This is a genomic window from Pseudomonas sp. KH_040 (genome assembly GCF_057839305.1).
Map to the genome: position 1 here is coordinate 6,537,842 of NZ_CM174487.1, position 22,560 is coordinate 6,560,401.

General features: G+C 60.1%; 22 protein-coding genes and 1 pseudogene. 2 read left to right on the forward strand and 21 right to left on the reverse strand.

Annotated elements, in window-relative coordinates; genetic code table 11:
• Positions 1–4: 4 nt before the first annotated feature.
• The 21 genes and pseudogenes from icmH to AC3IUF_RS29390 form a co-directional block, all read right to left on the reverse strand.
• On the reverse strand, positions 5–880 hold the full coding sequence (gene icmH, locus AC3IUF_RS29290; protein ID WP_489279963.1) for a type IVB secretion system protein IcmH/DotU: 876 nt from the start codon (positions 878–880) through the stop codon (positions 5–7).
• A 5-nt stretch (positions 881–885) separates the two neighbouring features.
• Positions 886–2,217 carry a type VI secretion system baseplate subunit TssK gene (gene tssK, locus AC3IUF_RS29295; RefSeq protein WP_007920300.1) on the reverse strand — a complete coding sequence of 444 codons (1,332 nt, stop codon included), beginning with the start codon at positions 2,215–2,217 and terminating at the stop codon, positions 886–888.
• A gap of 2 nt (positions 2,218–2,219) precedes the next feature.
• Positions 2,220–2,720, reverse strand: a complete 501-nt coding sequence (gene tssJ, locus AC3IUF_RS29300) for a type VI secretion system lipoprotein TssJ (protein ID WP_007920299.1) — start codon at positions 2,718–2,720, stop codon at positions 2,220–2,222.
• A gap of 5 nt (positions 2,721–2,725) precedes the next feature.
• Positions 2,726–3,922 (reverse strand): type VI secretion system-associated FHA domain protein TagH, encoded by a 1,197-nt coding sequence (gene tagH / locus AC3IUF_RS29305; protein WP_034152083.1) that lies wholly within the window; start codon positions 3,920–3,922, stop codon positions 2,726–2,728.
• An 18-nt stretch (positions 3,923–3,940) separates the two neighbouring features.
• Positions 3,941–4,081 (reverse strand): hypothetical protein, encoded by a 141-nt coding sequence (locus AC3IUF_RS29310; protein WP_007920296.1) that lies wholly within the window; start codon positions 4,079–4,081, stop codon positions 3,941–3,943.
• A gap of 93 nt (positions 4,082–4,174) precedes the next feature.
• Positions 4,175–5,695, reverse strand: a complete 1,521-nt coding sequence (locus tag AC3IUF_RS29315) for a sigma-54 interaction domain-containing protein (protein WP_116254221.1) — start codon at positions 5,693–5,695, stop codon at positions 4,175–4,177.
• Positions 5,696–5,705: 10 nt separating this feature from the next.
• Positions 5,706–8,363 carry a type VI secretion system ATPase TssH gene (gene tssH / locus AC3IUF_RS29320; protein WP_123376085.1) on the reverse strand — a complete coding sequence of 886 codons (2,658 nt, stop codon included), beginning with the start codon at positions 8,361–8,363 and terminating at the stop codon, positions 5,706–5,708.
• Between the two features lie 11 nt (positions 8,364–8,374).
• A complete protein-coding gene (gene tssG, locus AC3IUF_RS29325; RefSeq protein ID WP_007920288.1) occupies positions 8,375–9,382 on the reverse strand; it encodes a type VI secretion system baseplate subunit TssG in 1,008 nt (335 codons plus the stop codon).
• Positions 9,346–11,133 (reverse strand): type VI secretion system baseplate subunit TssF, encoded by a 1,788-nt coding sequence (gene tssF, locus AC3IUF_RS29330; RefSeq protein WP_007920286.1) that lies wholly within the window; start codon positions 11,131–11,133, stop codon positions 9,346–9,348. The genes tssG and tssF overlap by 37 nt, the downstream gene beginning before the upstream one ends.
• Before the next feature lie 27 nt (positions 11,134–11,160).
• Positions 11,161–11,613, reverse strand: a complete 453-nt coding sequence (locus AC3IUF_RS29335; protein WP_007920284.1) for a hypothetical protein — start codon at positions 11,611–11,613, stop codon at positions 11,161–11,163.
• Positions 11,610–11,969 carry a hypothetical protein gene (locus AC3IUF_RS29340; protein ID WP_007920282.1) on the reverse strand — a complete coding sequence of 120 codons (360 nt, stop codon included), beginning with the start codon at positions 11,967–11,969 and terminating at the stop codon, positions 11,610–11,612. The genes AC3IUF_RS29335 and AC3IUF_RS29340 overlap by 4 nt, the downstream gene beginning before the upstream one ends.
• Before the next feature lie 40 nt (positions 11,970–12,009).
• Complete coding sequence (locus AC3IUF_RS29345) at positions 12,010–12,387, reverse strand: hypothetical protein (RefSeq protein ID WP_489279966.1); 378 nt, start codon at positions 12,385–12,387, stop codon at positions 12,010–12,012.
• A 22-nt stretch (positions 12,388–12,409) separates the two neighbouring features.
• Positions 12,410–12,793 carry a hypothetical protein gene (locus AC3IUF_RS29350; RefSeq protein WP_489279968.1) on the reverse strand — a complete coding sequence of 128 codons (384 nt, stop codon included), beginning with the start codon at positions 12,791–12,793 and terminating at the stop codon, positions 12,410–12,412.
• A gap of 1,239 nt (positions 12,794–14,032) precedes the next feature.
• Positions 14,033–14,326, reverse strand: a pseudogene (locus AC3IUF_RS29355) (PAAR domain-containing protein); the annotation flags it as partial.
• An 11-nt stretch (positions 14,327–14,337) separates the two neighbouring features.
• On the reverse strand, positions 14,338–14,745 hold the full coding sequence (tssE, locus tag AC3IUF_RS29360; protein WP_007920274.1) for a type VI secretion system baseplate subunit TssE: 408 nt from the start codon (positions 14,743–14,745) through the stop codon (positions 14,338–14,340).
• Positions 14,746–14,754: 9 nt separating this feature from the next.
• Positions 14,755–16,230: a type VI secretion system contractile sheath large subunit gene (gene tssC / locus AC3IUF_RS29365; RefSeq protein ID WP_007920272.1), complete on the reverse strand. Its 1,476-nt coding sequence runs from the start codon at positions 16,228–16,230 to the stop codon at positions 14,755–14,757.
• Between the two features lie 25 nt (positions 16,231–16,255).
• Positions 16,256–16,759: a type VI secretion system contractile sheath small subunit gene (gene tssB, locus AC3IUF_RS29370; RefSeq protein ID WP_003229587.1), complete on the reverse strand. Its 504-nt coding sequence runs from the start codon at positions 16,757–16,759 to the stop codon at positions 16,256–16,258.
• 32 nt (positions 16,760–16,791) lie between these two features.
• Positions 16,792–18,354 carry a type VI secretion system protein TssA gene (gene tssA, locus AC3IUF_RS29375; protein ID WP_007920270.1) on the reverse strand — a complete coding sequence of 521 codons (1,563 nt, stop codon included), beginning with the start codon at positions 18,352–18,354 and terminating at the stop codon, positions 16,792–16,794.
• Between the two features lie 641 nt (positions 18,355–18,995).
• Entirely contained in the window at positions 18,996–19,271 is a 276-nt protein-coding gene (locus AC3IUF_RS29380) for an HU family DNA-binding protein (protein ID WP_003213368.1), read from the reverse strand.
• Positions 19,272–19,461: 190 nt separating this feature from the next.
• Positions 19,462–20,610, reverse strand: a complete 1,149-nt coding sequence (locus AC3IUF_RS29385) for an NAD(P)/FAD-dependent oxidoreductase (RefSeq protein WP_095113195.1) — start codon at positions 20,608–20,610, stop codon at positions 19,462–19,464.
• 20 nt (positions 20,611–20,630) lie between these two features.
• The gene (locus tag AC3IUF_RS29390; protein ID WP_007920267.1) at positions 20,631–20,798 is read right to left on the reverse strand and encodes a rubredoxin; all 168 of its coding nucleotides are present in this window, start codon (positions 20,796–20,798) and stop codon (positions 20,631–20,633) included.
• Positions 20,799–20,999: 201 nt separating this feature from the next.
• On the opposite strand from AC3IUF_RS29390, the gene AC3IUF_RS29395 reads away from it, so the two are divergent.
• Positions 21,000–21,560, forward strand: a complete 561-nt coding sequence (locus tag AC3IUF_RS29395) for a chorismate--pyruvate lyase family protein (protein WP_007920265.1) — start codon at positions 21,000–21,002, stop codon at positions 21,558–21,560.
• A complete protein-coding gene (gene ubiA, locus AC3IUF_RS29400) occupies positions 21,560–22,450 on the forward strand; it encodes a 4-hydroxybenzoate octaprenyltransferase (protein WP_123376079.1) in 891 nt (296 codons plus the stop codon). Before AC3IUF_RS29395 ends, ubiA begins: the two co-directional genes overlap by 1 nt.
• The last annotated feature ends 110 nt before the right edge of the window (positions 22,451–22,560 follow it).

Here is a 22,560-nt window from a genome sequence, read left to right on the forward strand (position 1 = left end):
CTGTTTACGGCTGCGACTGCGGTTGCACCGCGGCCGGATCAAGCGGCTGATAAGGTTGCAGAACGGTGTCGCGCTGCTCGCCCAAGACCCAGGCGAAGCCCGAATACATCACCACCAGACAGACCAAAGTGAACAACACCACCATCCACGCCGGCACGATGCGCACCAGGTTGCGACGCTGATCGTTGAGACCTTCCCAGTGCGGCGACAACTCGCGCGGCACGTCGCCACGCAACTGACGGATCTGCCGGTACAAGGCGTCACGGATGCCTTCAAGCTCGAGCATGCCGCGTGCCTGTACGCGGTACTTGCCCTCGAAACCGAGGGACAGGCACAGGTACATCAGCTCGAGCATCGGCAAGTGCTTGACCGGGTTTTTCGACAGGCGATCGAGCAACTGGAAGAACTTCTCGCCACCGAAGGTTTCGTTGTGGAAGCTACTCAGCAGACTCATCTGCGACCACTCGCTTTCGTTGCCCCACGGTGTGGTCACGACAGCTTCGTCGACCACGGTGCAGAGCACGTAACGCGCGGCCATCACCTGGCTGCTTTCGGCGCCGTTGTGCAGGGCGCGTACTTCAAACAATTTCAGCCCGGCAGTCAGAAGCTCGTTGAGTGCGTACAAGTCTTCGCGGGTTTCGCTGTGCTTGAGGCGCACCACTTCCGAAAGCAGCTCGGACGACGCCGCCACCAGCGAATTGAGACTGATGTTGAACGCTTCTGCCGGGCGCAGGCGCGCGGCGTAGATCATGCGTTCTTCCAGTTGCTCGAAACGCGGCGGCGCGGCGAAGTCGGTCAGCGGACTCGATGCCGGTCCGTGGCCTTGACGATCGAGCAGGACGGTTTTGTCGTCCTGGTTGTAATCCGTTTCCTTGATCATGTCGGTCAGTTCCTGATGGCCCAGAATTTCAGTTCAAGCTCGGCGAATTCGCCGGACACATGGAACGCGAAACCGCCGGAGCGCTCGAGTTGTGCCAGGTCTTCGGAACTGAGTTCGAGGATGAAATAGGTTTTGTTCGAATGGAACGCGATCTGCCGTGGGGCCACCGGCAACGGTTTGACCTTGATCCCCGGCAAGTGCAGGTTGACCAGTTGGCGGATACGCTCCACCGGTCCGACCTTGAGGTGCGCCGGCAAGCGGTGGCGCAGTTCTTCGGAGTCGCAGTTGGCACTGGCCGCCAGCACGAACGACGCCGAGCCAAGCAGTTTGTGGTCGTGCAACGGCGAGACGATGATGCCGTACTGACGCGCTTGCAGGATCAGTTCGATGGCGTGCTGTTCGAGCACCATCGACAGCACCTGACGAATCGCTTCCATCAGTTTGCGGAAGCTCCCACCCTGGTCAGCGTGGGAGTAGCGACTGTCCAGACGTGGGCGTTTGCTTTCGCCGGAGAAGGTCGCCAGATCGCCGAGCATGGTCAGCAGCGTGCGGTACAACTCTTCCGGGTGCACTTGCTCCAGGCCGAGGTAGTGGCGCAGCAGCAGCTCGGTGCGGTTGATCAGTTGCAGCATCATGAAGTCGCCGACCTCCGCGCCGCCGACCTTGCCGTTGGAGCGAATCCGCTCGGCAATCGTGTCGCCACGGTGGTTGAGCATGCTGATGACTTCTTTCAGGCACGACAGCAGATAACTGGAGGCGTGGGCCTGAATGTAGGTCGGCACGAAATCCGGGTCGAGGCTGATCACGCCGTCCGGCGTGGTGTCGAGCACGTCGCAGATCTTCAGCTTCACGTAAGCCTGATCGCTCTGCTGCTCGCCGAGCAACAGTTTGAAGTCCGGGCGACCGCAGCTGACCTGGCTGGCGGAATCGTCGCCGGCGTTGGAGTCGGCCACTTCGGCGTCGTACGCGGTGTAACGCGCAAGCACGTCGGACTGCTCCGGACGGCGCGATTCGATGTGGTTACCGGTGACCAGCGGCAGCGCCAGGTAGATCGGCGTATTGCCGGTATTCGGCGGCACGTCCAGCGCCAGCGGCTCAGTGTTGCCACCGAGTTCGAACAGGCTGCCGTCCGGCAGAATCCCCGAGGCTTCACTGATCACCAGTTTGCCCATGTTGAGGAACTGCAAGTCGATCTCCAGATTGAGGAAACCCCAGGTGTAGCCACCCAGCAATTGGGTGCGGGTTTTCATCTGGTGATCGTAATAACGATCGTTGTGCTGGAAGTGCTGCGGACGCAGCAGCATGCCTTCCTGCCAAATGACTTTATGGGTATTCATGATCAGTCATCCGCCTTGGCGAGCACTTGATTGGTGTTGCGGATGCCGGTCTGGTCCAGAGTCAGATCGACTTCAGTGACCTCCAGCGGAGTGATCTGAACGGTGTGGCGCCATTGGGTGTCCGGCAAGTCGCGGTAAGCGGCGAGAACGCCAACATAAAGGCTGCCCTCCTCCACCTTGAGCTTCATCTCCACGGTTTCACCCGGGCGCAGCTCAAGCTCTTCGCTGGCCACCAGATCCGGATTGAGGGATTCCTTGGCGCGCTCGTAGAGGCTGAAGAAATCAGCGTTTTCGAAGGTCACCGGGTGCTTGAGTTCGAACAGGCGCACGACGATCGGCGACGGCCGACCGTTGAGGTCCGGGTTGAGCTGATCGCTGCCGGTCAGCTTGAGGTTGATCTTGGTCACTTTCGAGTACGGCGACAGCGACGAGCAACCGGCGAGCAGCACCAGCACGGTGAGCGCAGTCAGCGTCTTGAAAAAAGCGGTCGAGCGGCGAGACATGCGCATCATCCTTGGTGGTCGGTGTGGAGGGTGGAGATCAGGCGGATCTGTTCTTCGTAAGCCTGGGCAAAGTCGCGGGCCAGCAGACGCTCGCTCCAGTCATCGTCCTGACGCAGCGCCTGGTGATATCGGCCGAACGCTCTCCAGCGCCCGCCCGAGGTGGCGATCAACGGCTTGTTGTCGCGCTCGAAACGCAGGGTCAGTTGCTCCGGCGAGAAATGCTCCAGCGTGCCGCGTACGGCGGCGCGGCTGGCGGTCAGCAGTGCCACTTGATGCGCCTGCAGGTCGCGGAACGCGCGGGAAATGGCTTGCTCGGCCGGCAGATGGCCGGGCTTGCTTGGCTGCAACAGAATCTGCAGGGCTTCGCTCGGATCGACGGCGAATTTCAGCGGGTTCTTGTTGGTGCCTTGCACGGTGGTCTGGGCCAGACGCAGCTCGTTTTTCAGCTCCGAACGGGTGCGCAGGCTTTGCTGCAGACCGCCGATGCTTTGGCGCAACAAGCGCGCAGCGTTCAGCGCCAGGGCTTCGCGTTCGTCGTGGCTGAGGCCTTTGACGTCGACACCCAGCGCCGCACCGAAATGATCCCAGAAACCTTCGCTTTGACGCTCAACGGCTTTCGGTGCCGGAGCGGGCTCAGGTTCGACCGGGGCGGCGATCAGCTCCGGCACCATCAGGCTTTCCATGTCGATGCGCGCGTAGTCGGCGCGTTGACGGGAATCCTCAGGTTTGGTGTTCGGCGCCAGCAACTCGTCGATTTCCGAGTACACACGCTCTTGCTGCTCGAGAGCATTGAGCGGGTCGAGATCGAGGAACGCGTCGTCGGGAATGATGCTGCCAGCGGCGCGTGGACGGCCGACTTCACCGTCGAAGGTCGCCGGGTCGCGCACCAGTCGCGCGCGAATTTCGAAGTCACCCAGCACGTAGGTGCTGCCGTGCTCGATGCGCACCGGTTCGCCTTTGTGCAGACGCGCGCCGCTCTCGCCGTCCTGGACACCGTTGCTGCTGGTGTCGGTGAGGAAGAACGTGCCTTCGCGGTAGCTGACAATCGCGTGGTGATTGGACAGGTGACGCTTGCGGTCAGGGATGATCCAGTCGCAGTCCTCGCCCCGCCCGATCACGCCGCCGGCCTGTTTAAAGGTCTTCTGGCACAACTCGGTGGGCACGAACTGCTTGGTGTTCAGCATTTCGAAAACCAATTCCATGTTTGATGCTCCTTGCGGTCACTTGCCGCGATTGACCGCTTGCGGATCACCCAACGGGCGATAGTCGTTGTCGTTGAATTTGTAATTGCCGCTACAGCCGCCCAGGCCGCATAGAACGACGAGGGTCAGCAGGACAGCTTGCCAGTGACGAACAGACATCAGAGGGTCTCCAGGGGTAGACAAAGCACAAAGCGCCGACCCTTGCGGGCGGCGCTGAAATTGGTTTTTGCGAGGATTTCGATGACTTTTTGCCTACCCATCGAAATCTCCCAGATTGATGTTCAGACGGCCGAGCCGATACAGCAGCGTGCGCCTCGGAAGGCCGAGCTCGCGGGCGGCGAGGGTCTGGTTGCCGTCGTTCTTGCGCAGGCAGTCGAGCAATAACGTGCGTTCGACCTGCTCCAGACGTTCGCGCAAATTCAGGTGGCTGTTGTCTTCCGGCATTGCCTCCATGCGCAGGGAGAAATGCTCGGCGAGCAACTCGCCACCCTCGCACAACAGCACCGCACGCTCGACCAAGGCCTTGAGTTCACGCACGTTGCCGGGGAAGTTGTAGCCGGACAGGTGTTCCAGCGCCGCGCTCGACCAGCGCACCGGATCGCGTTGCAAATACGTGCAGGTCTTCTCGGCGAAGTGCTGGGCCAGTTCGAGGATGTCGCCTTCACGCTGACGCAGCGCCGGCAGCTCGATCGGGAATTGCGCGAGGCGGTAGTACAAGTCCTCGCGGAATTTGCCTTCGCTGACCAGCGTCGATAGATCGCGGTGCGTTGCGGCGATGATGCGTACATCGATTTTGTGCGTGTCGTTGGAGCCCAGCGGACGGATCTCACCTTCCTGCAACACGCGCAAGATCTTCGCCTGCAACGACAACGGCATGTCGCCGATCTCGTCGAGCAACAACGTGCCGCCATTGGCCGCATCGAACAGCCCGGCGCGGTCGCGATCGGCACCGGTGAACGCGCCTTTGCGATAGCCGAACAGCTCGCTTTCCAGCAGATTTTCCGGAACCGCCGCGCAGTTCTGCACGATAAACGCCTGCGACCGACGCGGGCCGCAATCGTGAATCGCCCGGGCGACAACTTCCTTGCCGGTGCCGGTTTCGCCGCGCAACAACACGGTGTACGGACTGTGCAGGACTTTGCTGATCAGCGAATGGGTCTGGCGCATCGCCGCGCTTTTGCCGATCAAGCCATAGCCACTGATGCTCGGCACGCTGCGCGCTACCGTGGCCGACTCCGCCAGTGGCTGGCGCAGGCGTTGCAGCAAATGCAACTGGCCAAGCACGAACGAGCCGAGCTGGCCGAGGGAATCGGCGAAGCCTTGCAGGTTGGTACGACGACGGCTGGCGCACAACAGCAAACCTTCAACAGCTTTGTGCTGATTGACCAGTGGCACGCACAACAGCGACTGCCACGGCGAGGTCGCCGCTGGCAGGAAACTGGTTTCGTGCAGGCTGCCGCTCAAGTCGTCGAGGCACACCACGCGGTTCTGGCACAGGGCGAATTGCAGCAGTTGCTCACCGTTGTAATCCGCCGGCAGGCTCGCCGCTTCACGCGGTTGCAGAGCGCCGTCGAGGCATTCGGCGTTCATCCCCAGGCACGTGTGGGTGGCGTCGAGCAGATACAGCTGCGTCAATTCGCAACCGCTCAGCTCGGCCAACCCGCGCACGAAGTCACCCAGCAACGCAGCACCGTCCGCCGCCCGCGACAGACTGGCGAACTGCGCCAGCAACGCTTCGGCATAGACCAGTGGCTGCGGCACCTGAGTGAACATCACGCCCACCTCAGGCGAACTCGCACGTCACGCTGGCTTCACCGTCGAGCGTGGCATGCACACGCTTGAGGCTTTCACCGGTGGCCATGGCGTCGAGCAGACGATCCGCCACCAGTGGCAGCACATGCTGATCGAGCAGATGGTCGATCAGGCGCGCGCCGCTGTCGCTTTGCGTGCAACGCTCGGACAAGTGATCGACGAGGTTCTGGCACCAGCTGAAATCCAGCTGACGACGGTTGAGGCGCTCGCCGAGACGACCGAGTTTGATCTCGATCAGCTCGCGCAATACTGGGCCGCCGACCGGGTAGTACGGCACCACTTTCATCCGCGCCAGCAGCGCCGGTTTGAAGTGTTTGCTCAGCACTGGGCGAATGGTTTCTTCGAGGACTTCAGCGGTCGGCCGTGCGCCGTTTTCGCAGAGGTCGCTGATCTTGTCGCTGCCGAGGTTCGAGGTCATCAGGATCAACGTGTTGCGGAAGTCGATCTCGCGACCTTCGCCGTCGTTGGCCACGCCTTTGTCGAAGATTTGATAGAACAGGTTGAGCACGTCCGGGTCAGCCTTTTCGACTTCATCGAGCAACACCACCGAGTACGGTTTCTGGCGTACGGCTTCGGTGAGCATGCCGCCCTCGCCGTAACCGACGTAGCCCGGTGGCGCGCCGATCAGGCGGGAAACGGTGTGCTTCTCCTGGAACTCGGACATGTTGATGGTGGTGATGAAACGATCACCGCCGTACAGCAAGTCAGCCAGGGCCAGCGCGGTTTCGGTTTTACCGACGCCGCTCGGGCCGACCAGCAGGAATACGCCGACCGGAGCGTCAGGCTTGTTCAGGCCGGCAGCGGTCGCACGCATCGAGCGATCCAGTGCGTGCACGGCTTGTTCCTGACCACGGATGCGCGTGCGCAGGTCGGTGGCGAAACTGGCGACTTTGGCGTTGTGTTCGCGGGCCAGTTGCGCCAATGGCACGCCGGTCCAGGCGCTGATCACTTCGGCGACCAGACGCGGGCACACTTCGAAGCTGACCAGACGCTCTTTGACTTGAGCGGCGGTCAAGGCGCTGTGGGTTTCGTTGAGTTGGGCTTCCAGCGTTTCGACGCTTTGGCCTTCTTCGACTTCGGCAGCGACGGTTTCGATCACGGTGCCTTCGGCGTCTTCTTCAACGGTGACGGTCGGCTCGACAGCGGCGGCTTCACGAGCCTTGGCCAGTTGCTGACGCAATTCCAACAGGCGCTCGGCCAGTTGCTTCTGCTCAGTCCACAGGGTTTCCAGCGCGACCATTTCGTCTTCGGCATCGTCGAGACGCGCTTCCAGAGCATCGAGCGCTTCGTGGTCGATCAGCAGACCGGCTTCGGCATCGCGGCGCAGCGCCTGACGCTGACGGCCACCTTCAGCCAGTTCGCCACGCAGGCGTTCAAGGCTTTCCGGGGCTGCGGCGAGGCTGATGCGTACGCGGGCGCAAGCGGTATCGAGGACGTCGACGGCTTTGTCCGGCAGTTGCCGACCGGCCAGATAACGTGCGGACAGTTCAGCCGCCGAGACCACCGCGTCATCACGCAGGTAGATGCCGTGGCTCTTCTCGTAAACTTGGGCCAGACCACGGAGGATGGTCACCGCTTCGCTGACGGTCGGTTCGTGCAGTTGCACCGGTTGGAAACGACGGGCCAGCGCCGGGTCTTTCTCGAAGTATTTCTTGTACTCGGCCCAAGTGGTCGCAGCGATGGTGCGCAGTTCGCCACGGGCCAGTGCCGGCTTCAGCAGGTTGGCCGCGTCGGAACCGCCCGCGTTGCCGCCCGCGCCGATCAAGGTGTGGGCTTCGTCGATGAACAGAATGATCGGTTTCGGCGAGGCTTTGACTTCGTCGATCACGCCTTTGAGACGACGTTCGAATTCACCTTTGACGCTGGCGCCGGCCTGCAGCAAGCCCATGTCCAGCGACAGCAGTTCAACGCCTTTGAGCACTTGCGGCACTTCACCGGCGGCGATGCGCGACGCCAGGCCTTCGACGATAGCCGTCTTACCCACGCCAGCTTCACCGACGACGATCGGGTTGTTTTTGCGGCGACGGGCGAGGATGTCGACCATCTGGCGGATCGCGCCGTCACGGCACAGCACCGGGTCGAGTTTGCCGTCGCGGGCCTGTTGGGTCAGGTTGTGGGTGAAGCGCTGCAACAGCGATTCGCCCTGCGCGGCCGGTTTGCCATTGGCTGCCGGTTGCTCCTGCTGCGACAGGGCAAATTCCTTCAGGCGATCGATGTTCAGCTTGGCGAGCAGCGGCTGATAACGGCTGCCGGCGTAGCGCATCGGGTTGCGCAGCAGCGCAAGGATCAGCGCGGCGTCTTCGACTTGGGTCTGGCCCAGTTCGAGGTTGGCCACCAGCAGCGCATCTTGCAGCCACTGCACCAGTTCCGGGGCGAACACCGGATTGCGCGAAGCGCTGTGTTCGACGCGCGATTGCAGCGCGGCGCTGAGTTCACCGGCGTCGACGTCTGCATCCTGCAGTGCGCGCGACAGCAAGCCGTTCGGACGCTCGAGCAGGCCGAGCATCAAATCTTCGACGAGGATCTTGCTACCGCCACGGGCCACGCAACGCTCGGCGGAACGTTCCAGATCACGACGGGTTTCGGCGTCCAGCGCCTGGATGAGTTGTTGCAGGTCTACGTTGATCATGGCTCACGTCCTTAATGAATTTTGCTGCCCAGGGTCACCACGCCGTCCGCTTTTTCGCGGCCCAGCCAACTGGTCCAACCGAGGCGACAGGCGTTCTGCTCACCGATGCGCAGTTCGCGGATTTCTTCCTGGCGCAAGACCAGGCGGATGTCGTAATCGAGCGGGTCACGCAAAGTGAACCGCACCAGCGCGCAGAGCGGCTGGTAACCGAAACCGATCGGCAGGAATTCATGGAATCGCTGCCAGTCGAGTTCGGTGATGTGAATGCGGAATTTGCCGCTGCGGTCGCGCACGTGTTCGCCGAGCACCAGGTCTTCACCGAGCAGGCTGTTGGCGCGGCCCAAACGATTGCGCTGCTCTTCGAGAATTTCCACGCGGCGCTCGATGCACTGCTCGATGACCAGATCTTCGTGCTTGAAGTAGTAACGCAGCACGGCTTCGATCAACGCCGCCGAGTGCGCCCGCAAGCTGAGCAGACCGAGGTACGGCAGCAGGCGTTTCCAGTTGAGCTCCTTGGCCTTGCGGATCTCGTCGCCGCCCAGACCGATCAGGGCGAACAACTGCGACGAGAACGGGTCGATCGCGCCGCTCTGGAAGCTCGCGCGATAGCGGTACTTGCGCCAGATCGGCAGCATCAGCCGTTGCAGGCGATGGTGGAACAGGTCGAGGAAGTTGCGTGTCGGGTTGCCGTCTTCGCTGTCGCCCAGGGCTTGTTCGCCATAGAACGCCGGCAGCGGCGAACCGGAACCGACCAGGCCGATCAGGTTGAAACGCATGCGCGCGCGCATCTGCCCGTGTTCTTCGAAAAACTCCACGCGATCGACGTCGCTGCGCGGAAAGCCCAGGCTCGGGTTGGCCTGGAACTCCACGTGGTCGTACAGATCGTCTTCGCTCAGGTGCGGGTGTGCCTCGCGCAGCCGGTCGATCACCAGCAGCACGGCCTGAAACAGCGAGTACTCGCGTATTACCTTGGTCAGCCCGCTTAAAGCAGGGGCTGCAGGCCCATACGTGGTGTCCATTGGTACACCTCTCCCTGTGTGCTTTTTACGCGCAGCTCATGGAATGAATTGAGACTGGCGTAAAGCGCGAAAAACTCGTTAAGAACCGAAGCGAAAACGAACAGGTCGCCTTCGCCGATGTACCCTTCCGGGTCGATGGTCAGTTCGGTGCGCAAACCGCGCACCGGCAACCCACGGTGCAAGCGATCAACGTGGTGATGCTTGATGTGCTTGAGGCCGCCGAGCAGACGTTTGCTGACCTTCTCCGCGTGCTGGTCGTAGTAGCGCGGCAAGTCGTAGGTTTCGAGAATCACCTTCAACGCATTGACGTCGGCCAGCGACAGATAGTTAAGCGACATGTTGCTGATCAGCTTCCACAGGAAGTCTCGGTTCAGCGGTGGCGCGAAGCTGGAAGTGGCCGGGGTGATGTTGCGGAAACTCAAGAACTCGGGCGTCTCTTCGCAGGCCATGCAGATGTCGCCAAGCTTGAGCTTGCGCGGCAGGTTCTGGTTGGTGCAGATCAGCTCGATCGACAGGGTTTCGTGGGCTTCGGTATGGCGGATGCCGAAGCTCAGGTAGGTGTCGAGGCCATCGTGCAACAGCGAAGAACGCTGGCGAATGCTGTAGTGCGGACGGCTGTTGGGCACGTCGAAACTCGGGTCGTGCTCGAAGGATTCGAACGGCACATATTCCTGATAACCAAGACCGCCGGGCTTCCAGCCGGTCACGGTTTCCACCGAGAACACGCCGCAGTTTTCCAGATCGTATTCCGCTGGCAGCAGCAGGTATTCGTCCTGCTTGCCGTCGAGGCGGATCGGCAGCGCGTCGTGGGCGAACAGGTTGGCAATTGGCGTGCAGAACAGCTTCACGTTATCCAGCGTCGGCCGCATGCGCATGATGCCGCTCTTGCGAATATCGAAGCGCAATTCGAGGCCACGCATCTGCTTGAGGGTGTCTTCCGGCAGCGCGTTGATGATGTCCAGACCGTTGACGTCGACGAACAGGAATTTGTCCTGGAAGGCGAAGTATTCCTGCAGGTAGCGATAGCCGCGGAAGGTGTTTAGCGGATACGGGATCAACGCTTCTTCTTCGGCAAAGCCCACCGGTTTGACCCGATCACCGGGAATCTTGAACGCCATCGGCTTACCGCTGACGCCATCAATCGGTTTGCCGGCGCCGTCGAGCGGGATCAGTTCGATGCCTTCAAGGTTGCGCAGCAGGCTCAGGTAGAGCATCTGGCTGATATAGCGCTCGCCGGCAAAGTGCAGACGCAGCTTGCTCAGTTCCAGTTCACCGAGGTGACCGTCGGCGCTCATTTCCAGACGCAGGCTGAGCAGCGAGCCGTCGCCCTTCACCGAGTAATTCAACGCGGCCAGATCCAGCGGCAGCACGTCAGTCGGGTAGCAAGTACGGAAGCGGCAACGCACGTCTTCGATCGGCTTGCTTTCGATCGGCGTATCGCGCTCGACGCGTAATGCCGGCCCGGAACGCTTGAGCGGATCGAACTGCAAAATGCTGAACGCCGGCAGCGGACGCATGTAGTTCGGCCACAGCAATTGCATCAACGAATGGCTGAGCTCCGGCAGCTCGTCATCGAGCTTCTGGCGCAGCCGCCCGGTCAGAAACGCAAAGCCTTCGAGCAACCGCTCCACATCCGGATCCCGCCCGGCCTGGCCCAGATACGGCGCCAACGCCGGACTACGCTCGGCGAAACGGCGACCGAGTTGGCGCAGTGCGGTGAGTTCGCTTTGGTAGTAGTGGTTAAACGACACGGGTTACCTGCCTGGTAGTGAAACGCATCAAAAAAATATCCTGTAGAGCGCGACCGTCACGCCGGCACAGACATAACCGCCAATTAGCAGGAACGGCACAATCGAGATCCAGCCGTACGCCATGTAGGCATCACTGAGCTGACCGACGACCAGACTGAGCAGGCCATACAGCATCCATGGCACGGCGTAGAACGGGATGAACTTCACCGGCGCCCACCAAACCATCCGCAGTGCCTGTTGCTCGTTGCGGCTCTGCGCCGATCGGGACATCCACAGCGAAAAGCCCAGAAGCCCGGGAATTCCCCACCACAACAGGTACTGCCAATAAATCCCGGACGACTCGGGTGTTGAATACTCGCCACTCCACAGGTCATAGGAACTGATCGCCAACACCGCCAGCAATGGCCACCACAATGCAGCCATGAAGAAGCTGAGTTGCGCGCGACTGAGCATGAGCATCTCGCTTGATGAGTCGGTCATCGGCGAACCTCCACAGCGTGATCCATGCACCATGTGCGGACATCGCGCTTGTCGAAGCCTGCGCACCCATTGTCTTTCGCGATCACGCGATATGAATGTTCAGGGACGTACGCAAAAAAGTAATAGTTGTCCCTGTCCTCACCGTAGAGCCAGTAAGACGAAGAACCTTGATTGATTTCGTAAGGTTCGAATGTCCAGATGGACGACTGCGCAGGGATAAAATTTTCGCGGTCCATCAGCAACATAAAAGCGTTGGAAAGCGCGTGCGCAGCAAAATAGAGCATGCAAGCGAACGCTCCCACCACGAGTAGCAAGCGCTGCAGCCAAATCATTGCGAAGCGACCTGAGTCGGTCATGCGTCCGTCTCCTGCCCCGGGGTCGCTGGCACGTATTGATTCATCGCTGCGCAACTCCCTGTTTTTGCGGCGTGATCGCGACACCCGTATAGACATAGAGCTCTTCACCGCCGTAGCCACCAATTGCCGCAGCGTTGAGTGGATGGCTGTCCCTGGTGCCATATCGAACCCAGCCTTCAGTCCACATCCCACCATTTTCGTGACGAATTTCCACGTAATAGTCCGGCGCTTCGTGCTTGGTAATCTCGACGAATACCCCGCCATCCTCGGCGCCAACCCACAACGCGTTGGGATGCGCGAACAGCTTTGGTTCGGTCGAGCTTTCCATTCGCACCAGCAGCGTCAAGCCGACCAGAATCGCCAGCAAACCGACCGAGCTGAGAAAAGCGATGAGACATTGCCAGGCTCTGAGTTTCATCGAGCCAACCCGAACAAGTGCTTCATGGGCAGAAAGCCCCGGTATCGACCGTCCACGAACGGACAGCTTTTTCTTCAGTTTTTTTGATGCTCGCTACTGCCTTTCGCAAGGTCTGCGCGTCGATGGACTTAGTCGCGTTCTGGCTTTTGATCGACAGGCTGTACTGGTCGCTGATCTGACCCGATACGTCTTCACCGAATGACTGGTAGTTGCCGATGGAACTGCGCTGGTTCGGGTTTAACGTGAAACTGCGTGGCTGATCGTCATAGTTGGAGTCGTTTGCCAGCGTCAGTTCCAGCGGTACTCCACAAGTATTCAGCAGGTAAACATCATTGCGATAGACCTGCTGCGCAGCGCATGCAATCAGCGAAACGAAGCACGCGAAGAAGCTTACCCATCTCATCATCAAAATCGTCCTTGGCCGTTTCATGGACAAACCGATGCCTCGCTGATTGTCCACTCGCGCTGGTACACCTGCTGAGCAGCACAGCCATAAAGGGAAACGAACGGCAAGATGAGACCGGTCAACCTAGTCATCGAACTCGACCCTTGCCAGCCAAAGCAGGCTTTTGACGTCCTGTTCAGACGCCGCCATTCTCTTTTGCAGATCAGCGGAGGACTGCGTGTAACTGCTGAAGTAATGCATGACATCCACCTCGCCGGCGTTCGGCGTCGGGTGGTTGTCCTTAGGGTTTTGCATCAATGTCGATGTTTCTTTGTGAGTCCAGGAGTAACCGGGGATGATTCCCCCGCCGTACTCATTGAGAATCAAATGACCAAACTCATGAGCCGACGTTTCTTTGAACTCTTCTCTGGCAATGTCTCTAGCGAACTCTGGAGTTCGACGTCGTTGAACAACGTAGCTTTCATAGGCATAACCGGCGTTGTGATAAACCTTTCTTGCAATCGCAAGACTGGTGGAACGACCGAAGTCCGCCGACAGCGAATCAATCAGAGGGAAATTCCCGGCTTTGGGCTCGACGTTGATCTCGGTTTTGACCGTGACTTTGTAAAGGCCTTTGCTGGTCGTGATGCCCTCGGCGATACCGCCGCCGCGCGCGCCATTACGCGACCAGTACAACTCGATACCTTCCTTGGCCCAGCCAAGCAACGTGCTGAAAGGCGTGGGTACCAGTCCGGGTGTGGAACCACTGCTACCGCCATCCGAAAAGCTCGGGCGTAACGTGACTTCAACGGTCTTGGCGTTGCGGTCAACACGCACATCGACCCATTTCACCTTTTTAGCCGAGCAATCAAGCTTCACTTCAGTCACTTGCTGTTTTCCCGCCCCGGTCGCAGTGAGGCGCACTTTCAGGTTCGGGCTTTTCAGGACTTTGGTATCGAGGACGCCGGCTGTGTCGTAGCCGTCCCATTGCCATGGATGCTTGCCTGGCGGGAGGAACGGCGCGGTATTGGCTTCGGCGTATACCAGCTTCTCGCCGTCCAGCACCTCCAACTTCACACTGTCAGCAGCGTCCATGCGGTTCTCGACGACGAAATCGACCAACTCACGGTTTTTCGATGTTCCTGATTTCAGCTCGTCGAAGTCTGGAATTTCCAGTGGCGTCAGTACCGAGTTGCCACCGGACTTTAAACCCAGTCGGTAATCCAGCGCCGCGATAACCGCTATGGCGGCAAGCCCCGAAAATGGCACTGGCGAATGCGAATTCCCGATGATCACCGTCCCGGAACCTGCCGTAACCTTGTTGCCGTGAGATCCAACGGAGCCGACCGTGGCGGCCGGTTTGCCATTGATCAAAACCGTGGTCGCCAGATCGCCGGCCATCGCACCACCACACGCCGAGGCATCGCCTTGGCGGGCGGCCGCGAGGCCGTCGAAGAACACGTCGCCGGAACCGGCGGCGATCGGGTTGGTACCGTGGCCTGGGAGTGGGCAAGCGGTGGGGTCGGATACGCGTGCTGCTGGTTTGCCAGACATCGGGGATCTCCTTAGGTGACCTTCACTTGACCGCTGCCATCCAGGCGCGCGGAAAAACTGACCTGACGCTTGAACCCTTCAACTTCCAGCAGGCCTTCGATGCTGAAGGCCAGGCGCAGTTGATCGTGGTCACGCGGCAGGGAAATGACACGCACATTGCTCAGGCGCGGCTCGTAGGCTTCGATGAAGTTTTCGATGGCCAGACGGGCCTGACTCAGGGAGTCGTGCAGGCTCAGACGCATGTCATTGAGATCGGGCAACCCGTAGTCGGCCAGCGTTTGCACGCTGCCGGCCCGGGTGCTGAGCATTTTGGCCAGATGGGCAGCCACTGACGCCATGGCACAAGCCTCAAGGCTGTTGCCCTTGCGTAGTTGCGCGTCGCCGTTGAGGCGTTCGAACAGGCTGCCGTATCCGTCCATGAGTCGCTCTTACTCTTTGTCCAGCTTGCCAACCAGCGACAGGGTGAAATCGGCACCCATGTACTTGAAGTGCGGACGCACGTTCAAGCTCACGCGGTACCAGCCCGGCTCGCCTTCAACGTCGCTGACGATCACTTGCGCAGCGCGCAGCGGACGACGGCCACGCACTTCGGCGCTCGGGTTTTCCTGGTCGGCAACGTACTGACGGATCCACTTGTTCAGTTCCAGCTCGAGGTCGGTGCGCTCTTTCCACGAACCGAGTTGCTCGCGCTGCAGCACTTTCAAGTAGTGAGCCAGGCGGTTGACGATCATCATGTACGGCAGTTGGGTGCCGAGCTTGTAGTTCAGCTCTGCCGCCTTGCCTTCTGCGCTGATGCCGAAGAACTTCGGCTTCTGCACCGAGCTGGCGGAGAAGAACGCCGCGTTGTCGGAGCCTTTACGCATGGTCAGGGAGATGAAGCCTTCCTCGGCCAGTTCGTATTCACGACGATCGGAAACCAGAACCTCGGTAGGAATCTTGGTTTCGATTTCGCCCATGCTTTCGAAATGGTGCAACGGCAGGTCTTCAACCGCGCCACCGCTCTGCGGGCCGATGATGTTCGGGCACCAGCGGAATTTGGCGAAGCTGTCGGTCAGCTTGGTGCCGAACGCGTAAGCGGTGTTGCCCCACAGGTAGTGCTCGTGGCTGTTGGCAACGGTTTCCTTGTACACGAACGATTTCACCGGGTTTTCTTCCGGATCGTACGGGTTACGCAGCAGGAAACGCGGCACGGTCAGGCCAACATAACGGGAGTCTTCCGAAGTACGGAAGCTCTGCCATTTGGCGAATTGCGGGCCTTCGAAGTGGTCTTTCAGATCTTTCAGATCCGGCAGGCCGGTGAAGCTTTCCAGACCGAAGAATTTCGGGCCGGCCGCAGCGATGAACGGCGCGTGCGACATGCACGAAACGCTCGCCACGTACTGCATCAGCTTGACGTCTGGCGAGCTTGGCGACATGTAGTAGTTGGCGATGATCGCGCCCACAGGCTGACCACCGAACTGGCCGTATTCAGCGGTGTAGATGTGCTTGTACAGGCCCGACTGCATGACTTCCGGCGAATCTTCGAAATCGTCCAGCAGGTCTTCTTTGGAGACGTTGAGGATTTCGATCTTGATGTTTTCGCGGAAGTTGGTGCGATCGACCAGCAACTGCAGACCACGCCACGACGATTCCAGCGCCTGGAAGTCCGGGTGGTGCAGGATTTCGTCCATCTGACGGCTGAGCTTGGCATCGATCTCGGCGATCATGCGGTCAACCATGGCCTTCTTGACCGGCTCACCGTTGTTCTGCGGCTTGAGCAGTTCTTCGATGAACGCCGACACACCGCGCTTGGCGATGTCGTAGGCTTCGTCGTCCGGAGTCAGACGGGTTTCGGCGATGATGCTGTCGAGAATGCTGTACTCGCCGTTGCCGGCGCTCTTCTCTTGTGCTGCGCTAGTGCTCATTGTGTTGGCTTCCTTGGCTGGAGTCTCAGGCGTCCGGGGCTGCGGCGTTCAGGCCCAGCTCACCGAGTACGCGACCGCGGGATTCGTCGTCGGCGAGCACGCCTTCGATCGCTTTACGGAACGCAGGTGCGTTACCCAGCGGGCCTTTGAGGGCCACCAGCGCATCGCGCAGTTCCATCAGTTTTTTCAGCTCAGGCACTTGCTCGACCAGGCTGGCCGGGTTGAAGTCCTTCATCGAATTGACGCGCAGTTGCACAGCCAGCTCGTCGGCCTCGCCATCTTCCTGCAGACGGTTCGGCACGCTCAGCGTCAGACCCAGTTCTTGCTTGGCCAACACTTCGTCGAAGGTCATCTTGTCGATGCTGATCGGCTTGCGATCTTCGATTTTGCGATCGTCCTTGCGGTGGGTGTAGTCACCGATTGCCAGCAGCTTCAGCGGCAGTTCAATCTCTTCCTGAGCACCGCCGGTGGCGGGTTTGAAGGTGACGTTGATGCGTTCCTTGGGGGCTACCGAGCCTTCTTTGGCCATGGCTTTTCTCCTTGCGGTTGTGGCCCTGGGGCCTATTCGAGTACCACTTCGAGGTCGAGGTGGCACAGCCTGCGATAAATCTCTTCCTTGCGTTCACGTACGGCATGGTTCTGCGGCAACAACTCGCAGCAGCTATGCAGTAGATGCAGCACTTCCAATGCAAGATCGGGCTCCCAGGCGTGCAGGCCTGAGTCCTGTAATGTCTGATCGAGGGTTTCCAGCTGGTTCTTGGCCAGTTCGTATTTCTTGGCCATGAAGCACAGGCGCGCGAGGGCGAACTGCCAGAAGAAGCGCTCGCGGCCACCGTGGGCCGATTGCAAACCCTGCTTGAGCGTCTGCACGGCAGGCTTCAGGCCTTCCTTGCGCAGCAGCGGCAGGACTTCTTCGAGGGCTTTTTCCCAGGCTGGCTGGGTTTCGACGTTTTCGCTTTCAACCTTGCGCGGCGCACTGGCGCTTTGCAGGTGCGGCATGACGTTGGCGGCGATCCACGCCCGGGTGGACGGATCGGCAAACGGCGCACCGTCATGGAAACGCAACTCGACAATCCCGGGCAGCCGTTGAACCAAAAGCGCGAAGTGGATTTCCACTTCGCGCATTGCCAACTCGGCGTTGAGGTTCTGGAGACATTCCCAGACCATCCTCTGGCCATCGAACCAGAACGGCGCCTTCGCCAGGCTCGCCTCCAGTTCCACCAGCAGATCGGCGTATTTGCCCTGATCGAAACGGTCCTGATAGAGCTTGAGCTTTTCCAGTGGCAGACCGCGCAACACGGTGATCTGCTCGGCGTTGCGCTCCGGCACTGCGTCGATGGTCATCCACAGCAGTGTGCGATTGAGGCGCAGGGCGCGCAGGTCGGTGGCTTTCTGCTTGAGCCACCAGGCGCACAGCGGACGGGCGCTTTCCTGCTGGGCGCGCAGGGCTTTGTGCGCATCTCGTTCGTTGTCGATCGGTGCGCCGGGAGTAAGCAACTGGCTCGCGGCCTGTTTGACCTGCGCCACCGCCGCACCGACCACACCGGGAGCCGGCTGGTTGTCGGCCGCGCGCTGGATCATGGTTTTCAGGCGACGGGAGATCGGCAGCAACAGCGGCGAGTCATCGCCCAGATGCTCAGCACACGCCGCTTCAAGGCCGGACAGGTGCTCGGAGAGCTGCCGGAACATCGGCAACTGCTCTTTGATCGCAATGTTTTCGGTAATGACCTGCTCGAGACGCGGCACCAGCCAGCCGATGGCGGCGGCACGGGTACGGGGTTTGAGCGGGTGAACGTCGGCCCAGTTGTTTTCCGACAGATGGTGCAGCAGACCGAGGCCGGCCAGCAGACCGGGGAAGGATTCGCGCTGGTACAGCGACCAGGTCAGCCAGGCGCCGACACGCAAATCCTTGGATTGGGTACGCAGCAGATTTTCGCTGTTTTCGCGAATTTTCAGCCAGTCGATCTGCCCGCTTTCGTGCATCGACGAGGCTTTGGCCAGCTCACTTTCCAGGGCCTCGAATTCGCTCGAAAAACGAACGTCTTCGCCCGCGAAATTCTCTTTGGAAACAGAGACTTTTGCGAGTTCGAGGTAATGGGCGGAAAGTTTGCTTGAGTAGGACATCCATGGCCTTTATTAAGGATTACAGTCAGGCGCCTATTGGAGTTACCGCGGCGCGGGACAGTATCGAAGAGCGGTGACGCGACTCATCCAATTGAGATGTGCTCTTTCAAGTGGGCGCATCGTAATCACTATGATGGCCACTAGCAAGCATCTGATTAAACAACAAGACGAACTGTTCTTTGTTTGTTGTAGGAGGTTTCCCTATATTCAGTCAGGGAATCCCCGATGCTCTGTTTATATTCGCATACCCTTACAAAACACCGGGAAAGCTTGATTTAGAGCGATCGTTCCAACTGCCGTCGATCACCGGAAGCCGGGGCTGGCGAGAGTGGCGCGGAGCATGACGGGTTTTGAAAAATTCGGATGTAGGATGATTCCGAAAGACTTCGGTGTTGTTTCAACAAGTCACCGCGAGACAACCGACAACTCAGAAAGTGCCATCAATATGATGGCTTTTATATATAGAGGATTTATTTAACTGTGAGGCTGATCGATAGCCAACAAATGCAATCAGTTACTCGGCCTTTATTAAGGCTGCAGGCCAGAATAAATCGGCAGGCATAAAAAATGGGCACCCGACCGCAATCGGTGTGCCCATTTTTCTACACGGTTCTCCCCGTTATTCGAGGAGTTCGCCGCAATTAAGGATTGACGCTGTCTTTCAACGATTTACCTGGCTTGAACGCAACGGTGTTGCTGGCCTTGATCTTCACCGGCTCACCGGTCTGCGGGTTTTTGCCGGTACGGGCGCCGCGGTGGCGTTGCAGGAAGGTGCCGAAGCCTACCAGCGTGACGCTGTCCTTGCGGTGCAGAGCGCCGGTGATTTCTTCGAGAACGGCGTTGAGTACGCGGTTGGCCTGTTCTTTGGTCAGATCTGCTTTTTCAGCGATTGCAGCGGCGAGTTCTGGTTTACGCATTAGTGAAGCCCCTTTGACGGTTTTTTGTTGTTATGTCCGTGCTGTTCTCGTTGGAACAGCGCCCAAGGCGCCGCAGGCTCTACTCTGCGGCAGACGGGAGTGAGAATGGCACGCGGATACCGGCGGCGCCAGTCTCCCCGCGACCTTTGTAGGGGCAAAAGCGGGGTGATTCCGACAGAACGACCGGTATTTACGCCAGCAGGGCTGGAAGCTGTTTGTTCAGGGCAAGTTTTTCCATCACCGCGGCGCCGGTTAGCGCGTAGCCGAGCAATTGGCCGTCGGCGCTGTGGCACAGGGCTTTGATGTCGGCGCCCTGCCCTTCGACAGTCCAGACGCCTTCGCTGCCCCGTGGCGGCGGCGATACGACCAGCGGACACACCGGGGTTTTCACGGTGATCGGCATCGGGCCGTAGCTCACGGCGGTCGGGTTTCCGGCGAGGGTTTGTGCCAGTGCTCGCGCACAACTCATCAGGGGCATCACGTACAGCAGATTCAGCCCGTCGACCTCAGCGCAGTCGCCCAAGGCGTAAATATTGGCGTGGGAGGTTTTCAGATGGCGATCCACTACGACACCGCGATTGACCTGTACGCCAGCGGCCGCCGCCAGATCGATGCGCGGACGCAGGCCAATGGCCGAGACCACCACGTCGCAAGGAATGACCTGGCCGTCGGACAGATGCGCTTCCAGGCCGTCGGCGACTTTCTGCAATCGGGTCAGTACCGGGCCGAGATGAAATTTCGCACCGAGGCTTTCCAGCCCGGCCTGCACGGCTGCCGCTGCGGCCGGGTGCAACAACATCGGCATGACCTGTTCGCACGGCGCCACCAGTTGCACTTCGTAGCCACCGAGAATCAGGTCGTTGGCGAATTCGCAGCCAATCAGGCCGGCGCCGAGCAACAGCACCCGGCGCTTGCCGGCCGCCGCTGCGCGAAAGCGCGCGTAGTCTTCGAGATCATTGATCGGGAACACCAGATCGGCGCCATCGCCCTCGACCGGTACGCGCACGGTTTCTGCGCCCCAGGCGAGGATCAGGTCACGGTAATAAACCGCTTCTTCGCCGATCCACAGGCGTTTATGGCCGGCGTCGATGCCGCTGATGCGCGTATGAGTGCGCACTTCGGCTTTCAACTGCTCAGCCATGGCCCCCGGTTCAGCCATGCTCAGGCCATCGGCGTCTTTGTTCTTGCCGAAACCGGTGGAGAGCATCGGCTTGGAGTAAGAGCGCCCGTCATCGGCGGTGATCAGCAGCAGCGGGGTTTCGCTGTCGAGCTTGCGAAACTCGCGGGCCAGGTTATAGCCCGCCAGCCCAGTGCCAACGATGACGACAGGTGCGCTCATGCCTTACTCCTTTGTTTTGCTTAGTTGATTTCGATCATTTCGAAGTCCAGCTTGCCGACGCCGCAGTCGGGGCACAGCCAGTCTTCCGGCACGTCCTGCCACAGAGTGCCCGGCGCAATGCCGTCATCCGGCCAACCCTCGGCTTCGTTGTAGATCAGGCCGCAGACCACACATTGCCACTTTTTCATTCAAGTACTTCCTCAGGGTTCAGGCTTATTGCCGGCGCGGACGGTCGATGGGTGTTGCGCTGCCATCCGGCTCAGGGCGTTTTGTACTGATGGAGCCGGGCAGATGCAAGCCTGTTCGGCGCAACGGCGACCCGGATCAATCAATATCGGCGGCCACCATGTTAAGCTCGCCGCCTCATTTGCGGCCAATAATGACTCATTGTGCAACATTCAAATGCCTGCCCGGCCCCGCTCTGGCTGACTCAAAGCCGACTGACGCCCCTCCCCGATTCGTTGACCCTCGACTGGCTGTTCGACGAAGGCTCCCTCACCCGCCGACTGACCCGGCTGTCCAATGACGGCTTCAGCGTCACGCCACTGTTTGAAGGCTGGGACACCTTGCGTGCCGATGAATGCGCCGCACTGGATCTGGCCGAGGGCAGCGAAGGCTGGGTGCGCGAGGTGTATTTGCGCGGTCACGGCGAGGCCTGGGTGTTTGCCCGCAGCGTCGCTTCGCGCGCCGCCTTACAGGGTGACGGCTTGCACATGGACGAACTGGGCAGCCGCTCGCTGGGCGAATTGCTGTTTTGCGATCAGGCGTTCCAGCGCCGCGCCATCGAAGTCTGCCACTACCCTGAACAATGGTTGCCGCCAGCCGCCAAAGCGCCAGAGTTGTGGGGCCGGCGGTCGCGCTTCGACCGTGGCGCGTTGAGCGTGCTGGTCGCGGAAATCTTTCTGCCGAGTCTGTGGAGCGCCGCCCGCGCCCATCCGGAGAACTGCTGATGTATCAGAGTCTGCTCAAGTCCCTGAACCGCTTGAACCCGCGCGCCTGGGATTTCATTCAGTTGACCCGGATGGACAAGCCGATCGGCATTTACCTGCTGCTCTGGCCGACGCTGTGGGCGTTATGGATTGCCGGCAAAGGCTCGCCATCGCTGGCCAACGTGGTGATTTTTGTTCTCGGCGTGGTACTGACCCGCGCCGGCGGCTGCGTGATCAACGACTGGGCCGATCGCAAGGTCGACGGCCACGTCAAACGCACCGCGCAACGGCCGCTGGCCAGCGGCAAGATCAGTTCGAAAGAGGCGCTGGTGTTCTTCGCGCTGCTGATGGGCGTGAGTTTCCTGCTGGTGCTGTGCACCAATGCGCCGACCATCTGGCTGTCGCTGGGCGGTCTGGCACTGGCGTTCACTTATCCGTTCATGAAGCGCTACACCTATTACCCGCAAGTGGTACTGGGCGCGGCGTTTTCGTGGGGGATGCCGATGGCGTTTACTGCCGAGACCGGTGAGTTGCCGGCGGCGGCGTGGCTGCTGTGGATCGCCAATCTGCTGTGGACGGTGGGTTACGACACCTATTACGCGATGACCGATCGCGATGACGATTTGAAGATTGGCGTGAAATCCACGGCAATTCTGTTCGGCGAGGCGGACCGGGTGATCATCCTGAGCCTGCAGGCGTTGTCGCTGGGCTGCCTGCTGCTGGCGGGGTCGAAGTTCGAGTTGGGGATCTGGTTCCATCTCGGCTTGCTGGTGGCTGCCGGGTGTTATGCGTGGGAATTCTGGTACACCCGCGATCGTGACCGCATGCGCTGCTTCAAGGCGTTTTTGCACAATCATTGGGCCGGGTTGGCGATTTTCGTCGGGATTGTGCTGGATTACGCGTTGCGCTAAACGCAAATCAATGTAGGAGTGAGCCTGCTCGCGAAAGCGGTGTGTCAGTTAACGAAAGTGCCGACTGATACACCGCTATCGCGAGCAGGCTCACTCCTACAAGGGACCGC

Bases quoted from the DNA above. Each gene is read 5' to 3' on its own strand.
- icmH (WP_489279963.1), bottom strand. From the start codon at position 880: ATGATCAAGGAAACGGATTACAACCAGGACGACAAAACCGTCCTGCTC.
- tssK (WP_007920300.1), bottom strand. From the start codon at position 2,217: ATGAATACCCATAAAGTCATTTGGCAGGAAGGCATGCTGCTGCGTCCG.
- tssJ (WP_007920299.1), bottom strand. From the start codon at position 2,720: ATGTCTCGCCGCTCGACCGCTTTTTTCAAGACGCTGACTGCGCTCACC.
- tagH (WP_034152083.1), bottom strand. From the start codon at position 3,922: ATGGAATTGGTTTTCGAAATGCTGAACACCAAGCAGTTCGTGCCCACC.
- AC3IUF_RS29310 (WP_007920296.1), bottom strand. From the start codon at position 4,081: ATGTCTGTTCGTCACTGGCAAGCTGTCCTGCTGACCCTCGTCGTTCTA.
- AC3IUF_RS29315 (WP_116254221.1), bottom strand. From the start codon at position 5,695: ATGTTCACTCAGGTGCCGCAGCCACTGGTCTATGCCGAAGCGTTGCTG.
- tssH (WP_123376085.1), bottom strand. From the start codon at position 8,363: ATGATCAACGTAGACCTGCAACAACTCATCCAGGCGCTGGACGCCGAA.
- tssG (WP_007920288.1), bottom strand. From the start codon at position 9,382: ATGGACACCACGTATGGGCCTGCAGCCCCTGCTTTAAGCGGGCTGACC.
- AC3IUF_RS29335 (WP_007920284.1), bottom strand. From the start codon at position 11,613: ATGACCGACTCATCAAGCGAGATGCTCATGCTCAGTCGCGCGCAACTC.
- AC3IUF_RS29340 (WP_007920282.1), bottom strand. From the start codon at position 11,969: ATGACCGACTCAGGTCGCTTCGCAATGATTTGGCTGCAGCGCTTGCTA.
- AC3IUF_RS29345 (WP_489279966.1), bottom strand. From the start codon at position 12,387: ATGAAACTCAGAGCCTGGCAATGTCTCATCGCTTTTCTCAGCTCGGTC.
- AC3IUF_RS29350 (WP_489279968.1), bottom strand. From the start codon at position 12,793: ATGATGAGATGGGTAAGCTTCTTCGCGTGCTTCGTTTCGCTGATTGCA.
- tssE (WP_007920274.1), bottom strand. From the start codon at position 14,745: ATGGACGGATACGGCAGCCTGTTCGAACGCCTCAACGGCGACGCGCAA.
- tssC (WP_007920272.1), bottom strand. From the start codon at position 16,230: ATGAGCACTAGCGCAGCACAAGAGAAGAGCGCCGGCAACGGCGAGTAC.
- tssB (WP_003229587.1), bottom strand. From the start codon at position 16,759: ATGGCCAAAGAAGGCTCGGTAGCCCCCAAGGAACGCATCAACGTCACC.
- tssA (WP_007920270.1), bottom strand. From the start codon at position 18,354: ATGTCCTACTCAAGCAAACTTTCCGCCCATTACCTCGAACTCGCAAAA.
- AC3IUF_RS29380 (WP_003213368.1), bottom strand. From the start codon at position 19,271: ATGCGTAAACCAGAACTCGCCGCTGCAATCGCTGAAAAAGCAGATCTG.
- AC3IUF_RS29385 (WP_095113195.1), bottom strand. From the start codon at position 20,610: ATGAGCGCACCTGTCGTCATCGTTGGCACTGGGCTGGCGGGCTATAAC.
- AC3IUF_RS29390 (WP_007920267.1), bottom strand. From the start codon at position 20,798: ATGAAAAAGTGGCAATGTGTGGTCTGCGGCCTGATCTACAACGAAGCC.
- ubiA (WP_123376079.1), top strand. From the start codon at position 21,560: ATGTATCAGAGTCTGCTCAAGTCCCTGAACCGCTTGAACCCGCGCGCC.